At 65.5% G+C, this 15,646-nt stretch carries 11 protein-coding genes and 1 pseudogene; 1 reads left to right on the top strand and 11 read right to left on the bottom strand.

Translation table 11 applies throughout. The features are described from left to right. Nucleotides 1–139: 139 nt before the first annotated feature. The 8 genes and pseudogenes from AAG895_RS02115 to AAG895_RS02080 all read right to left on the bottom strand — a co-directional run bounded on the left by AAG895_RS02115 (nt 140) and on the right by AAG895_RS02080 (nt 10,695). A complete protein-coding gene (locus tag AAG895_RS02115; protein WP_345793919.1) occupies nt 140–1,516 on the bottom strand; it encodes an FAD-binding oxidoreductase in 1,377 nt (458 codons plus the stop codon). A gap of 710 nt (nt 1,517–2,226) precedes the next feature. Beyond that, nucleotides 2,227–3,376 (bottom strand): annotated as a pseudogene (locus tag AAG895_RS02110) (IS5/IS1182 family transposase); the annotation flags it as partial. 195 nt (nt 3,377–3,571) lie between these two features. After that, on the bottom strand, nt 3,572–3,952 hold the full coding sequence (locus tag AAG895_RS02105; protein ID WP_345793918.1) for a hypothetical protein: 381 nt from the start codon (nt 3,950–3,952) through the stop codon (nt 3,572–3,574). 247 nt (nt 3,953–4,199) lie between these two features. Further along, nucleotides 4,200–5,486, bottom strand: a complete 1,287-nt coding sequence (locus tag AAG895_RS02100; protein ID WP_345793917.1) for a TRAP transporter large permease — start codon at nt 5,484–5,486, stop codon at nt 4,200–4,202. A gap of 9 nt (nt 5,487–5,495) precedes the next feature. Further along, nucleotides 5,496–6,029: a TRAP transporter small permease gene (locus AAG895_RS02095; protein WP_345793916.1), complete on the bottom strand. Its 534-nt coding sequence runs from the start codon at nt 6,027–6,029 to the stop codon at nt 5,496–5,498. Between the two features lie 92 nt (nt 6,030–6,121). Continuing rightward, entirely contained in the window at nt 6,122–7,348 is a 1,227-nt protein-coding gene (locus AAG895_RS02090; RefSeq protein WP_345793915.1) for a TRAP transporter substrate-binding protein, read from the bottom strand. A gap of 79 nt (nt 7,349–7,427) precedes the next feature. Further along, the gene (locus tag AAG895_RS02085) at nt 7,428–9,023 is read right to left on the bottom strand and encodes a choline dehydrogenase (RefSeq protein ID WP_345793914.1); all 1,596 of its coding nucleotides are present in this window, start codon (nt 9,021–9,023) and stop codon (nt 7,428–7,430) included. A 346-nt stretch (nt 9,024–9,369) separates the two neighbouring features. Then, nucleotides 9,370–10,695 (bottom strand): MFS transporter, encoded by a 1,326-nt coding sequence (locus AAG895_RS02080; protein ID WP_345793913.1) that lies wholly within the window; start codon nt 10,693–10,695, stop codon nt 9,370–9,372. 151 nt (nt 10,696–10,846) lie between these two features. On the opposite strand from AAG895_RS02080, the gene AAG895_RS02075 reads away from it, so the two are divergent. Beyond that, nucleotides 10,847–11,668: an IclR family transcriptional regulator gene (locus AAG895_RS02075; protein WP_345793912.1), complete on the top strand. Its 822-nt coding sequence runs from the start codon at nt 10,847–10,849 to the stop codon at nt 11,666–11,668. Nucleotides 11,669–11,692: 24 nt separating this feature from the next. Here AAG895_RS02075 and AAG895_RS02070 read toward each other — a convergent pair whose 3' ends face one another. The 3 genes from AAG895_RS02070 to xsc all read right to left on the bottom strand — a co-directional run bounded on the left by AAG895_RS02070 (nt 11,693) and on the right by xsc (nt 15,541). Further along, nucleotides 11,693–12,445 (bottom strand): sulfite exporter TauE/SafE family protein, encoded by a 753-nt coding sequence (locus AAG895_RS02070; protein ID WP_345793911.1) that lies wholly within the window; start codon nt 12,443–12,445, stop codon nt 11,693–11,695. Between the two features lie 70 nt (nt 12,446–12,515). Beyond that, nucleotides 12,516–13,532 (bottom strand): phosphate acetyltransferase, encoded by a 1,017-nt coding sequence (gene pta / locus AAG895_RS02065; RefSeq protein ID WP_345793910.1) that lies wholly within the window; start codon nt 13,530–13,532, stop codon nt 12,516–12,518. A gap of 185 nt (nt 13,533–13,717) precedes the next feature. Further along, nucleotides 13,718–15,541, bottom strand: coding sequence for a sulfoacetaldehyde acetyltransferase (gene xsc / locus AAG895_RS02060; protein WP_345793909.1), 1,824 nt, complete (start codon nt 15,539–15,541; stop codon nt 13,718–13,720). Nucleotides 15,542–15,646: the final 105 nt, after the last annotated feature.

Below are 15,646 nucleotides of genomic sequence, written 5' to 3'. Positions count from 1 at the left end.
TTTCATCCTTCGCAAATCGGTGGCCGTCGACAAACCTTGAAATGTCGGTCGATGCGATCAGTAAGGCGCATGCCTCAATCGCCGCGGTCGATTTATTGGACGAGTGGATGTACCAGATTGGGCGCCCCATCCCGCCTGATCAGAGGAACCGGTCGCACAAGGAGAAATAGGTATAGAGCGCGTGCTGCCCCAACCGCCGAATCGGCCGCAGCGGGTGGCTCGGCAGCGGCGAGCTGAAGATCGGCAGATCCGCATCTGCCAAGCGTTTGCCGGCAATCAACGTTGCCAACTGCTTCGACGCGTAGGCGGAAAACGATACTCCGTTGCCCGAGTAGCCCTGCGAATAGAACACCTGCTGCTTCGGATCGGGCTGCACCACGCGAGGCATCATGTCGTGCGAGATATCCATCCAGCCATGCCAGAAGAATGGCGTCTCGATACCCGCCAGCGCAGGGAACTTGCGCGCAATCGCCTCCTGCACCACGCGCAAATGTTTCGGGTTCTCGGCATCGCCACCGCTGATCGCGCTGCGCGTCCCGATCTGCAAGCGCTTCTCGGGTAGGTAGCGGTAGTAATAGCGCAGCTTACGGGTGTCGGTGGTCAACAGCGTCGAACGAAAGCCGCAGGCCGCTACCTCGTCATCGGTCAACTCGCGCGTCACTACCGAGTTGGCCATGATCGGCATCACCTTGTAGGCGGTCAGCTTGTGCAGGCTTGGACTGGTGTAGCCCGCCGTGCAGACGCCCACCGCTTTCGCCCGTACCGTGCCGCCCGGCGTGCGTAAGTGATGCACCCCGTTTACCGTCGTCCAGTTCTGAACCGTACTGCCGGTGTGAATGCGCGCCCCCAACCGGCGCGCCAGGCGCGCATAGCCATAGGCCAGCTTCAGCGGCTGCACCGCAATGCCCACCGGCTCCAGCATGGCGCCCTGGCACTCCTGGTCGCCAATGTACTCCTTGAGTACCGTGTCGCGGGTCAGCACTCGGGTCTTGTAGCCCAATACCTCATTGCACAGGCGCGACTCGGCCTCCAGCCCGGCCATCGCCTTGGCACTATGGGCGATCAGCAAATTACCTTCGCCATGCGGCTCGCAGTCGATCTCCGCGTCTTCGGTCATCGCCCGGAACACCTCATAGCCCTCCAAGCTGTTCTTGTGCAGGCGGCGGGCCACATCGGCGCCCCACTTCTTCACCCACTGGCTGCGGCTCAGCCGCCCCCAGGCCAGGTGTCCCTGGCCGCCATTGCGGCTGGTGCAGCCCCAGCCAATCTGGTTGGCCTCGATCACCACCGCCTTGATGCCATGTTCGCGCGCCAGGAACAGCGCAGTCGCCAGACCGGTAAAGCCGCCGCCGATAAGGGCGACATCGACGTCCATGTCGCCGCTGACCGGACCATCGTCTTCCGGCGGCTCGCCCGCGTGATAGCGCCAGTAAGTGGGTGGGTAATCCACCGCCGTGCCGGGCGATTCGGCATACAGGGGGTCATAGTTCGGATCGTAAGTTTGCGGAGACCGCATGAGCGTTTTCCCTTTTTTGAGTGAGATCGCGCAGCCGCGCGTACTCTGCCGTGAATGTTCTAGCGACGCTCCGACGCTGAGGATCCGCACCGCTTACCTCACCCGATGCAGCCCCCTCACACATCTGAACAGCCCTTAGAGGCGAGTTTTCCGTTGAGTCCGTAAGCGGGCACCATGCGCCGCGTTTCCGGATGGCCCAACCCACAAGCCGGAATCGTGCTGCCTCGATGCGTATTCTTGAGGAGCCGATTACGGACCACAAACGGTCAATTTCCGGCCAATGCATCACCCAGGCTTATGCATCAATAACTCGTGCAAATATCGAAGACTCTTACAACCTCGGCATGCCAGCCCCGTGAACTGTCAAATTACGCGCATAGCACAAGGCACCAAGGCCCCGCCGGGAACCGTTCTAAAGATCTTGCGGGACGTTGTCTCGTCATTAATGTCGAGCGACTCCACGCCCGCCGTCCTACTCGGAGCCTGCGTACCAACACCCCATATCGACCGTAGAAAGTTCTTCGGGGCGACGTTGAGGGTGGCTGGCTAGGCTAGCCTGAACTGCCTAGGTACAAAGCCGCAGAGTAAGAAACCCGTTATCAAAGCCACGTGATCGAGGAGGGCTTCGCTGGCGAAGACGGCCGAGTACTCGAAGGCACCTCCCAGCGCATGGGCTTCTGTGGTGAAGTGGTGTGCCGCGCTGCGCAGAGGGCCAGCGCGGTCTCCAGAGGCGCCGCCCTCATCACGTTGTGCAAGCGCATGCCAGAACGGGACGGATCATGCGTTGTGGATATCAGCCACCCCAGCAGTCCCCATGCGGATATGCCATCGAGCGAGGGTCGCACCGTCACCGATGTTGGTCATGCGCGAACCGATGGCCAGGTTGCGGCTCACTGGCACGGGTACGTTAGGTTCGGTGTCAGCGGCGCTGCGCGCCTTGGGGCGCTCCAGCTTGGCAAGGCCGCCGCAAACCAGCCACTGGGTTGAGGTGCGGCCGTACATCCGGCGAATTTGGGCATGCATCGACGCCATTTTCTGCATGTCGATGCCGGCATTGGGGAGCTCGATTGCAGGGATGATCTGCTTATCGGCATCGACTGCGAATTGCACGTTTTGGGGCACGGCGAAAGCGGCAGCCAGCCATCTTCATCGCGCGCGCTTCGCGGTCGGCGGTGCTCACGCGCAGCCACGCACGTGCTTGGCCGCGCTCCCCTTCTTCTTGGAGACCTTGTCGAACTCGCAGAGGGACGCCAACGCCCAGGGCAGGCGCGCACAGCGCTCGCGTGCGGCACGTTCCTGGGCGGCCTGCTGGCGGCGGTGCGTCGCGGCCGGATCGGAGTAAAGTTTCGGCTTGAGTCGCTCGATCTGCTCGCTCGCCTTGGTCAGCAAGCGGGTGAGTCGGTCGCGGCGTTGGAAGCTGACTGCCTTCGCATGCGCGCGCACCCGCGCCCCATCCTGGATGACGCGGTTGAACTGAACCACCCCACGATCAAACAGTTCGTCCACGATGCGCGGAACTGCGTATCAAGCTAGGCGCGTTCTCGGTGCGAGAGTCGGCCAAGCTGTGTAATTGACCCTGACACCCCCACACAGCCAGCCGTAGCCATCGTCGCGCCCACACAACCGATCGCGCGACGAGCCCGCTCCATCGATCGTCGCGTATGGCCACAGCCCAACCAGAATCATCGGATCGCTACTCGGACCACGCGACACGCCAAGGCCTTGAAGCGTGCGTAAAGCGGCGCGAGATCGCGCAACCATACGAAGGTCCACACGGTGTGTGTTGCATGCTCGGGGGGTGAGCAACAAACCAAAGTCGCAGGCACTCGACTCGATCTGGTTGCGCTGAGGCGCCTGCACACGTGGGCGCCCTCTGGGTGCATGGGCAGGAGCCGCTGGTCCTTCGGCTGGGACCGGCAATCTGTCAAACAATGCAACATAACGCAGCAAATCAGTCTGCGGGTTTAGCCCCCGCCTCATGACCCGAACGACACCCTGTTTCAGCCTAGATGAATTCACGCGTTCTGCGCGCCCACGCAGGCCTGAACGTCAGCCTCAGGCGCTGGCGCGCATCGGTGCGCCGGCCGCCGTCCGACCGCGGTTGCCCGCGAGCTGACGTGTGCGCACCACCGAAGCCTCGGCCGCTGCCAGCAGGGCCCGGTCCGCTTCGTCCAGACGGAGCCCCCGGGCTTCGAGCCGGCCGAGCGTGTCATCGAGCTCCCAGGGCGCGGCGAGCACGCGCTTGCGGCCATTGCGGAACTGCACGTGGAGCCAGTAGGCATCCGTTTCCGGCGAATGCCGCAGGTAGAGGCGCGCGACCTGATCCGGCGAGGACAGCGCCGTGTCCAGCGCGCCCTCCTTCTTGGTGCGTCCCCTGAAGTAGGAGATCGCCAGAAAGGCGGCCAGGGCCACGAAACCGATCAGCAACTCGAGCATGGATGACTCCCCCGATGGACGACATGCAAGGAGAGCCCGCACCCGAACGGCTCGGGATGGCCTCCCTGACAAAGATCATGTGTCGGGAGAATAAGACGAGCAGAGTTCTGAATCACCCCTATCTATAAAACCAATTGCTATAAGAACCCCGACCGCCTTCCGTGCGCCGCAGGATGAAGAATCCGCAGCCGACCGCTCGGGCGGTCGGCTGCGGATCGTGGGCGCCTGACGAAGCGCGGGGCCGGGCTCAGCCGGGCTGCGGGATCAAGCCGAGCGACAGCCAGGGCACGAAGGCGATGATGAGCCAGGAGATGGTGAGGCCCATCATGTACATCAGCGCGAAGCGCACGAGCTTCGAATACGGGATGCCCGTCACGCCGCTGGCGACGAAGAGGTTGAGACCGAAGGGCGGCGTGATGAACCCGATCGCGGCCCCTACCAGGAAGATCACCGAGAAATGCACCGGATCGACCCCCGCCGCGACCGCGATCGGCGCGAGGATGGGAGCGAAGATCACCGTCACGGGCAGGCTCTCGAGGATCGTGCCGGCGGCGAGCACGATGCCCATGCACACCAGCAGCACGACGATGTCGCCGCTGCCGAACCAGGCGATGAAGGACTGCACCGTCTCGGCGGCGCCGAGCAGGGCGAAGACCTGCTGCATCACGATCGAGATGGCGATCATCGGCGCCAGCATGCCGGTGAGCTGGCCGGAGCGCAGCAGGATGTCGGGCAAGGCGCGCCATCTGATCTCGCGGGTGACGATCAGGCCGGCGATCAGGCAGAAGCCCACGGTGATGGCCGCCGCCTCGGTGGGCGAGAAAATCCCCGAGTAGATCCCGAAGATGACGATGAAGATGGCGAAGAAGCCCAGATAGGCACTGCCCGCCGAGCGCACCACGCGCCCCACGTCGAGCGGCGAGACGGAGCCCCAGCCATGCTTGCGGCACATCCACCAGCACACCGCCTGCATCGCGACCACCATCAGCATGCCCGGCAGGATCCCGGCGACGAACAGGTCGGAGATCGACAGGTTCATCAGGAAGCCATACACGATGAAGATGATCGAGGGCGGAATGATGATGCCGACCGTGCCACCGGCCGCAGCCGTGGCGGCCGCGAAGCGGCTGTCGTAGCCATCCTTCACCAGCAGCGGGTGCATGATGCCGCCGATGGTCGCGGTGGTCGCCGAATTGGAACCCGAGATGGCCGCGAACAGCCCGCAGGAGCCGATCGTGGCCAGGCCGAGGCCGCCGCGCATCCAGCTCAGGCAGGCGTGGGCGAACTCGGCCAGGCGCTTGGCGATGCCCGCCGCGGCGATGAGGTCACCGGTGAGGATGAACAAGGGCAGCGAAAGCAGGCCGAAGAAGTTCAGGCCCTCGAACAGCGTCACGCCGATGTTGGCGAGCGTGAAGTCGATGACCAGCGACGCGCCGGTGACCCACAGGCCGATGACCAGGAAGATGGGCACGCCGAGCAGGAACAGCACGACGACGCCCAGCGAGACCAGGGTGATGAGAATCGAATTGTCCATGATGTCTCCTCAGTCCCCACCGATGGCCTGGATGTCGACCAGGAAGGGTTCGCGACGGCGGTAGCGGCCGATGTCTTCGACGAGGTTCTGCAGGGCGCGGAACATCAGCAGGCACCAGCCGACCGGGGTGGCAAGGTAGAACCACCACTGCATGACGTTGTCGGTGCCCTGCACGATGGCGAAGTTGTCGTAGGCGAGCTGTGTCTGCTCGATGGTGAACCAGGCCACCATGGAGCCGAAGCCGACCCACAGGATGGCGTCGAGCCACATGCAGGCGAACTGGGCCCCGTAGGGCATGCGCAGGCGGAGATCGTTGAACACCAGATGAGTGCGCTTGCGCACGTTGTAGGCGCAGCCGATCCACGTCACCCACAGGAACAGGTAGATCGGGATCGACGAGCTCCAGGGGATCTGGGTGCTGAAGACGTAGCGTTCGAACACCGCGTAGACGATGATCAGCGCCATGCTGGAGTAGGCGATCAGGATCAGGGTGCGTTCGGCGTTGCGGTCGAGCCACCGGACGAGAGCCAGGAGATAGGCCATTGGGAGTGCTCCGAAGTGGGTGGGGCGTCCCTGCGCCGGCCGGCTGGCGGGCCGGCGCAGGGCCTGCGGCAGATCGGGCTGCCTGTCGGCCGTCAGGCGGACTGCCACCAGCGCCGCGGCTTGACGTCGGCGACGGCGGTGTCCCGCGGGATCTCGCGCGCGATGGTGAAGATCTCCTTGTAGACGTCCTGCCCGCCGGACATCTTGTTGAGACGCTCGCGCCACTCCGCCCAGGGCTCGGGGTTGTACTCGGGCGAGCACATCTTCTCGGCCTTCAGGATCTCGGCGTCGGAGAGCGTGGCCACGCGCACGCCGTTCTTGGCGAAAACGGTGTCCGGCCCCGGATTCGGCACCGCGCCGACGACCTCGACCAGGGCGCGCTCCTGCTCGCGCTGGGTGTATTGCTGCGCGTCATAGGCCACCTCCAGCACGATGTCCTGGATGGCCGCAGGCAGCTTCTCGAAGGTGGCGTTGTTCATCGCGGTGTGCTCGGTGCCGCAGAAGAACTTCAGGTCAACCGCCTGCGCGAGCACCGGCGCCATGTTGGCGTAGGCCGCCGCCCCCATCCAGGTCTCGGCGCCGTCGATGAGGCCCTGCTTGAGGCCGTCGAGCGTCTCTTCCCAGGCGATCGGCACCGGGTTCAGGTTCATCAGCTGCATCGCGATGCGGCCGAGCTGGGTGCCGGTGACGCGGTTCTTGGTGCCGGCCAGTTCCTCGATGGTGGTCACCGTCGGCCGGTCGGCGAATTTCTTGCCGAGCATCAGGCCACGCAGTTCGCAGTGGGTGTACAGGAACTGGATGTTGTGGCGCTTGCGCATCGGCTCGCGGAACAGCTGCTCGCTCTTCGGGTGGTAGAAGAAGTAGTGCTGGGCCGCACGGGAGGGGAACATGTAGGCGAAGTCGAGCACGTTGTAGTACGGCGCCGAGCCAGCCGAGTTCTGGGTACTGGCCGAGAAGATGTCGACGATGCCCTGCTGGGCCTTCTTCACGCAGTCGAGCTGGTTGCAGATCTGGTTGCTGCCGATGAACTCGATCTTCAGCGCGCCATTGGTGCGCTTCTCCAGCTCCTGGGCGAACCACAGCTGGCCCGACTCCTGGATCTTCAGGTTGCTCTCGTTGAAGCCCGAGGCCCCGAACTTGAGCGTCATCAGCGGCGTCGAGGCATTGCGCGCGTCCGCGGTCTGCGAGGCAGCGCGGGCGAGCCCCTCGAAGCTCAGCGGGCCGACCATGCCCGCAGCCGCGAGTGCGGTGGAGGTCAGCCCGTAGCGGCCGGCGATGCGCAGAAAGCCGCGGCGATCCAGCTTGGTCTCGTTGCTCATGGTGTGTCTCCTCTTGGATGGGTGGGCTCGATGGCCCTGTTTGAAAGCGCTCTTGTGATAAGTGGTTGCGGTCGCGGCGTCAGCTGCGGTCGGCGAGCATCATGTCGGCGGCCTTCTCTCCGATCATGATGGCAGGGGCGTTGGTGTTGCCCGAGACGAGCTCGGGCATGATCGAGGCGTCTGCCACGCGCAGGCCGATGAGGCCACGCACCCTGAGGCGGGCGTCCACGACCGCCTCCTCGTCCGTGCCCATCTTGCAGGTGCCAGCCGGGTGGTAGATCGACTGGCTGTAGCGGCGCGCGGCGTCGAGCAGCTCGGCGTCGCTCTGGTACTGCGCGCCCGGCACGAACTCGGAGATGATGTGGGGCTTGAGCGCAGGCGCCTCGGCGATGCGGCGCGCGACCTTGACGCCACCGATCACCACCGCATGGTCACGCTCGTCGCCGAGGTAGTTGGCGTGGATCGCGGGATAGGCGAGCGGATCGGCCGAGCGTATCTCGATATGACCACGACTCCACGGCCGCAGCTGGCACACCGAGGACGTGAAGGCCGAGAACGGATGCGCGCCCTCGCCCGGCTTGTCGGCGGACAGCGGCTGCATGTGGAACTGGATGTCGGGGCGCTCGACCTCGGGCGAGGAGCGCGTGAAGATCGCCACCTGGCTGGCTGCAAGGGTCAGCGGTCCGGTACGCGAGAGCATGTATTGCAGTCCGATCCAGAGCTTCTGGATCGGACTGTTCACCTCGTCGTTCAGGGTGCGCTCGCGGGTCTTGAAGACCAGCCTCACCTGCAGGTGGTCCTGCAGGTTGCGGCCCACGCCAGGCAGCGCGTGGAGCACCGGCACCCCGGCCCGCTGCAGCACCTCGACCGGGCCGACGCCCGAATTCTGCAGGATCTGGGGCGAGCCGATGGCGCCCGCGGCGAGCACGATCTCGCAGCGCGCCCGGGCGACGCGGCGTTCGCCGCCCTGGAGGTACTCCACGCCGACCGCGCGCTTGCCCTCGAAGAGGATGCGCAAGGTCTGGGCATGGGTCTCGACGCGCAGGTTGGAGCGCCGCATGGCTGGCCGCAGGAAGCCCTTCGCGGTACTCCAGCGGAAACCCTTGTGGGCGGTCTGCTGGAAGTAGCCGACGCCTTCCTGGCTCGCACCGTTGTAGTCGTCGTTGTAGGGGATGCCGATCTCCTGCGCCGCCTTGATGAAGTGGTCGGCGATCGGCCGGCGCAGGCGCAGGTCCGAAACCTTCAGCGGTCCGCCCACGCCGTGGTAGGCGCTGGCGCCACGCTCCTGGTCCTCGGACTTCTTGAAGTACGGAAGCACCTCGTCGAAGCTCCAGCCCTCGTTGCCCAGCTCCGCCCAGCGGTCGTAGTCCTCGCGCTGGCCGCGTACGTAGAGCAGGCCGTTGAGCGAGCTCGAACCGCCCAGCACCTTGCCGCGCGGCCACTGGATCTCGCGGCCGGCGACCTTCTCGTCGGGCTCGGTCCGGTAGCACCAGTCCAGCTTGGGGTTGTGCAGGGTCTTGAAGTAGCCGACGGGGATATGGATCCAGGGGTTGCTGTCGCGGCCGCCGGCCTCGAGCAAGAGCACCTGGTTGCGCTCGTCCGCGCTCAGGCGGTTGGCCAGCACACAACCGGCCGAGCCGGCGCCGACGACGATGTAATCAGCTTCAATGGACATCGAGAAGGTCTCCTGACTGCACCGCTGAGGACACGATGCTGCTGTTCTTGGTATGGCTTTATGCGATCTTTATGAAACGCTGCGTTTCAATAGAACGCATACGAACTATTGATGCAGCCATACACGGAACCAACAAAAATCAGGAGTTGAGGCTCGAACTGAAACGCGATGACGCGAAAGTGAACCAGAATCGCACCAAAACACCCGTTTATTGGCCTCGACCGTTTTCCAGATACATCGCGCACACCTGCGGCGCAGGCGTCGTAAACGCGACAGGCGCCCATCGGGGCGCCTGTCACGACTGCACAAGCCTGCACGACCATCCGGACGCGCGGGCGTGCTGGACTCAGCCGTCCGCGCAGGCAGGCCGCAGCGCCGCCCCGACACGCTTACGGCGCCCGATCCAGCGTGCAGACAATGCGCTCACGACGGCCGCGAAGCCGACGTAGGCGCAGATCAGCCAGGGTTCCCCGTGGCCCTTCTGCAGCAGGTAGGTGGCGATGATCGGCGTGATGCCGCTCGCGAAGATGCCCGAGAACTGATACACGAAGGAGATTCCCGAGTAGCGCACCCTTGCGTCGAAGAGCTCGGCGAAGAGCGCCGCCTCGGGGCCATAGACCGCCGCGTAGAACACGCCGAAGGGAATGATGATGGCGAACCACACGGTGGTGAGGCTGCCGCCCGAGTGCTTCATGAGCCAGAAGCCCGCGAAGGCCGACAGCCCGGTGAGCAGCGAGCCCCAGAAATAGATCCGGGTGCGCCCGATGCGATCCGACAGGCCGCCGAAGAAGGGAATCGTCACCACCATCACCAGCGCCGCCGCCATCACCCCGAGCAGCGCGTCGGTGCGCGGGATGTCGAGTGTCTGCGTGAGGTAGGCGATCGAGAACACCCCGAAGACGTTGAAGAAGACGCCGTCGATGTAGCGCGCCCCCATGCCTGCAAGCACGTTCCCCGGATACTTGGTGATCACCTCCTTGATCGGCAGCTTGATCTCCTCCCCGGCGTCCTTGACCTTGGCGAACTCGGGCGTCTCCATCACGTTGAGGCGGATGTACATGCCCACCACGACGAGCAGGAAGGAAAGCAGGAAGGCCACGCGCCAGCCCCAGGCCAGGAACTGCGCATCGCTGAGCAGCCACGACAGCAGCGCCACCACGCCCGAGGCCATGCACAGCCCGAGCGCGAGGCCGATCTGCGGGATGCTCGCGTAGAAGCCGCGCCTTTCCTTCGGCGCGTACTCGAAGGCCATCAGCACCGCCCCGCCCCACTCGCCGCCCAGGCCGATGCCCTGCGCCACGCGCAGCACCAACAGCAGGATCGGCGCCCAGATGCCGATCTGCTCGTAGGTCGGCACGAGGCCGATCAGCACGGTGGCGATGCCCATGATCATGAGCGTCATCACGAGCATGCTCTTGCGCCCCAGCTTGTCGCCGAAGTGACCGAAGATCACCCCGCCGAGCGGGCGGCTGACGAAACCCACGGCGAAGGTGCCGTAGGCCAGCATGGTCGCCACGAGCGGATCGTCGGCCGGAAAGAAGAGCTTGTTGAAGACGATGCCCGCGACCACCCCGTAGAGGAAGAAGTCGTACCACTCGATCGTTGCGCCGATGAGGCTCGCCGTGACGACGCGCCGCACCTCGGCCGGATCCCTTGCCTGCGCCTGGCTCATGTTTGTCTCCCCTGTTGTTTTGACCTTGCCTGCCAACTTGTTAATGGAATGCCACGTTTCAAAAACAAGATATAGTGACTATTAATCCACCAATAGAACAGGCAAAGAAAAAGCCGCGCGGAGAACGGAATTGAAACGCGAATCACGAAACGTGGACCAGAACGCCGCCGCACCGCGTCCGGACGACGCGGCCGGCGTGCACGACGAGGGCAGCGAGGACGTGCGCCGCCTGCGCCCGCTCACCATCCTCGAACATCTCACCGAGTCCACTCAGCCGCTCACGCTGGCCCAGCTCGCGAGCCTCATGCGGGTACCGAAAAGCACCCTCATGAGGCTGCTGCGTGCCATGGAAGACCAGGGCTACGTTCTCCATCTGCCTGCCGAGCGCGGTTTCGTCGCGGGGACGCGCGCCACCACGCTGGCGCTGCGCACGCTGCGTGGTTCCAACATGCGCCGGGAGTGCCGCGCCGTGCTGCGCGCGCTGGTCGACAAGCTCGGCGAATCCTGCAACCTCACCGCACCCGACGCCGGTCGCGTGCTCTACGTCGAGCGCGTCGAGACCACCGAACCCCTGCGCATGCATCTGCAGCCAGGCACCTTCGTGCCGATGCACTGCACCGCGAGCGGCAAGCTCTTCCTCTCGTCGATGTCGCTGCTCGAACGCCGGCGCATGCTCGCCAACCTCACGCTGACGCGCTATTCGCCCCACACCCTGGTGGACATGACCGCCCTCGAGGCCGAGCTCGCACGCAATGCCAGGCTCGGCCTCGGTATCGACAACGAGGAGTTCGTCCGCGGCATGATCGCAGTCGCGGTTCCGGTGCTCGGCGAGGGCGGCAAGGCGGTGGCCGCGATTGCCTGCCATGCACCGACGGCGCGCGTCTCGCTCGACGACATGATGGCCAAGGTGCCCAGCATGCGTGTCGCGGCGGAGATGATGCGTACCATCCTGTTCCCGACGCCGGGCGCCTGAGCGCGCCACGGATGATCGGCGGCGCTAGCGATAGAGGGTATTGAACACCAGCCCGCCGCCGATCACGATCAGCACGCCGAACGCGATGCGGCGCATCGTGATCTGCGAGAACGGCGGCGGAAAGCGCCGGCCCGCCAGGGTGGCGAGCGCCACCAGCGGGACGGTGAAACCGATCAGGGCCCACACCTGCGGCGTGAAGGTGCCCTGCGTGCCGGCGAAGATAGTGCGCGTGCCGGCGGTGAACGCGAAGGTGAGCAGCAGCATGTTGCGCACGGTCGCGAGGTCGAAGGGCTGGCGGTAGAAGTGGAAGATGACCGGCGGACCGGCCATGCCGAACAGCCCGCCGAAGAGCCCGGACAGGAAACCGCTGACGAAGAAGCTGCCGTTCGAGGAGCGTTCGGCCAGCGGGGCCGGCCGCAACATGAACACGATGCCGCTGTAGATGATGGTGAGACCCAGCAGCAGCTGCAGCAGGGTCGACGCGGTGGCGCTCATGTACTCGAGCAGCAGCACGCCCGCCACCGTAGACGGCAGCACCCCGGCGAGCACGTAGCGCGCTGCCGGCCAGTCGATGTGATGCAGCTTGCCGGGCAGCGCCACGGCGCTGTTCATCAGCGTCACCAAGCTGATGATGGCGGCCACCAGCGAGATCGGCGCGAGGCCGAAGCCGCTGGTCACGCCGATCACGATCATGCCCAGTCCGAAGCCGGTGACGGTCTGGAAGTAGGTCCCGATCGCGATCACCGCGAGCAGGGCTGCAGCCGTTTCGATGCTCATCTCGCCACCCCTTGCGCCTGGGCACGCACCGTGCCGTTGCGGGTCGGCTCCTGACGGAGCCCTTGCTGACTCAGTGCCCGGCCCGGGCCGCCGCCTCGTGCGCCTGCACCACCGTCACCGCGATGACGTGGAAGACGTCCTCGGCGCTGCAGCCGCGCGACAGGTCGTTGGCCGGCTTGGCCAGGCCCTGCAGCAGCGGTCCGATCGCCACCGCGCCGCCGACGCGCTCGGCCAGCTTGTAGCCGATGTTGCCGGCCTCGAGGTTGGGGAAGATGAGCACGTTGGCGCGCCCCTTCACCTGCGACTCCGGCAGCTTGCGGTTGGCGATCTCGGCGACGATCGCGGCGTCGAGCTGGACGTCACCGTCGATCGCCAGCCCCGGACGCAGCGCCTTGACGCGCTCGGCCGCGGCAACGACCTTGTCCACCGCGGCATGCTTGGCGCTGCGGCTCGTGGAGAAGGACAGCATGGCCACCCGCGGCTCCTCGCCGAGCAGGTTGCGCGCGCTGTCGGCCGCCGCCATCGCGATCTCGGACAGCTCCTCGGCATTGGGGTCGACGACCAGGCCGCAGTCCGAGAAGATCAGCCCGCCCTTGAGGCTGTGGAAAGGTTCGCACAGCATCATCAGGAAGAAGCTCGACACCAGCTTGAAGGACGGATCGGTGCCGATCACCTGGATCGCGGTCCGCACCACGTCGGCGGTGGTGTGCACCGCCCCGGCCACCGAGCCCTCGGCGTCGCCCATGCGCACCATGAGGTTGGCGAACACGAGCGGCTTGCGGACCTCGTCCGCGGCTGCCGCGCGCGTCAGGCCCTTCTTCTCGCGCAGCCGGAACAGCTCCTCGGCATAGCCCTCTGCGAGGGGCGAATCGGCCGGGTCGATCAGGGTCATGCCGCTCAGGTCGATGGCCTCGTTCTCCGCCACCTGGGTGATGCGGGCACGATCGCCGACCAGCAGGATGCGCGCCGTACCCTCGCGCGTCGCGCGCAGCCCGGCCTGCAGCACGCGCGGATCGTCGCCCTCGCACAGCACGATGCGACCCGGATTAGCGCGGGCACGATCGATGATTCGATTGATAGCCTTCATGATTCAGGATCCTCGTGATCCCGTCCTGCACGCGCCGGAACGGGAAAAGATGCCGGCCGCCAGGGCGGAATGCCCTGGCGCCGGCCAAGCTCAATCCCAGGGGGAGGGAGGAGTGGATTGAGCGGAGGAGTCCGCCGCACCCGGGCCGAAGCCGGGCGCGGCGGGGGTTCGGAACCCCGGAGCGCTCAGACGTAGTCCTTGTACTTCTCCAGGAAGCGCACCGGCTTGGAGAGCGCGTCACGACGGAACGGGTCGCCCAGCTCGCGCGTGCACATGATCTCGATGATCGTCGTCTTGCCGTGGTTCATCTGCAGGTCGATCGCCTTCTTCAGCGCCGGACCCACGTCCTCCAGACGATCCACCGTGATGCCCTCGGCGCCCATCGCACGCGCGATCTCGGCAAAGCTCTGGTTGTCCAGCTCACCGGCCACGAAGCGGCGGTTGTAGAAGTCCACCTGGTTCTTCTTCTCCGCGCCCCACTGACGGTTGTGGAACACCACCGCGGTCACCGGAATGTTGTGGCGCACGCAGGTCATCGTCTCCATCAGGCTCATGCCCCACGCGCCGTCACCGGCGTACGACACCGCCGGACGGTGCGGCGCGGCCACCTTGGCGCCGATGATGGTCGGGAACGCGTAGCCGCAGTTGCCGAAGCTCATCGCCGCGAAGAAGCTGCGCGGCTTCTCGAAGCGCAGGTAGCTGTTGGCCACCGAGTTGATGTTGCCGATGTCGGTCGACACCATCACGTCTTCGGGCATCGCCTTCTCGAGCTCGCGCAGCACCTGGCGCGGGTGCAGGTACTCGCCGCCCGAGAACGGCTTCTCCTTGGCGTTCTCCTCGATCATGTCCAGGCTGAACGGGTCGCGCTCGTGCGTCCACTCGTCGAGCTCCTTCTCCCACGCGGCCTTCTCGGCGGCGATCTTCGCCGCACGCTCGCCCTTGGTCGCGTCGCAGTCGAGCGCACGATTGGCCAGACGCGCCGTCAGCGCCACCGCCGCCGCCTTGGCGTCGCCGCAGATGCCCACCGAGATCTTCTTCACCAGACCCAGCATCTTGTTGTCCGCGTCGATCTGGATGATCTTCGCGGTCTTCGGCCAGTAGTCCATGCCGTGCTGCGGCAGCGTGCCGAAGGGCCCCAGGCGCGAACCCAGCGCCACCACCACGTCGGCCTGGCTGATCAGCTTCATCGCCGCCTTCGAGCCCTGGTAGCCCAGCGGGCCGCACCACAGCGGGTGGCTCGCCGGGAACGAGTCGTTGTGCAGGTAGCTGTTGACCACCGGCGCGCCCAGGCGCTCGGCCAGCGCCTTGCACTCCTCGACCGCGTCGGCCATCACCACGCCGCCGCCCGAGATGATCACCGGGAACTTGGCCTTGGCCAGCAGCTCGGCCGCTTCATTGAGGCTTTGCTCGCCGCCCGCGCCGCGCTCCAGGCGCTGGGGCTTGGGGATCTCGCAGGTGATCTCGCCGTAGAAGTAGTCGCGCGGAATGTTCAGCTGCGTCGGGCCCATCTCGCTCAGCGCGCGGTCGAAGCAGCGGCCGGTGTACTCGGCCATGCGCGCCGGGTGGGTGACGTGGCCCTGGTACTTGGTGAACTCCTGGAACATCGGCAGCTGGTTGCATTCCTGGAAGCCGCCCAGGCCCATGCCCATCGTGCCCGTCTCCGGGGTGATGATCACCACCGGGCTGTGCGCCCAGTACGCCGCCGCGATCGAGGTCACGCAGTTCGAGATGCCCGGGCCGTTCTGCCCGATCACCACGCCGTGGCGACCCGACACCCGCGAGTAGCCGTCGGCCATGTGGCCCGCGCCCTGCTCGTGCACCACCGGAATCAGCCGGATGCCGGCCGGCGCGAAGATGTCCATCGCGTCCATGAAGGCCGAGCCCATGATGCCGAACATGTCGGTGACACCATTGGACACCAGGGTTTCGACGAAGGCTTCGGAGGGGGTCATCTTGGTCGGGCCGCTCGGAATCGTGCGGCCGTCGGTCAGCGTCTGGGTCTGGCTCATGGAATGTCTCCAGGTTGTGATCGTTCTAATCGGGACGAAATGTTCCGATATCCGAGATACTCGAACGAACTCTAGGCGCCAACGTCCAAAAGGTCAACATGAAAT

The sequence above is a fragment of the Thauera sp. JM12B12 genome, assembly GCF_039614725.1.
Lineage (GTDB): Bacteria > Pseudomonadota > Gammaproteobacteria > Burkholderiales > Rhodocyclaceae > Thauera.
This window is presented reverse-complemented; position numbering and strand designations above follow the sequence as displayed.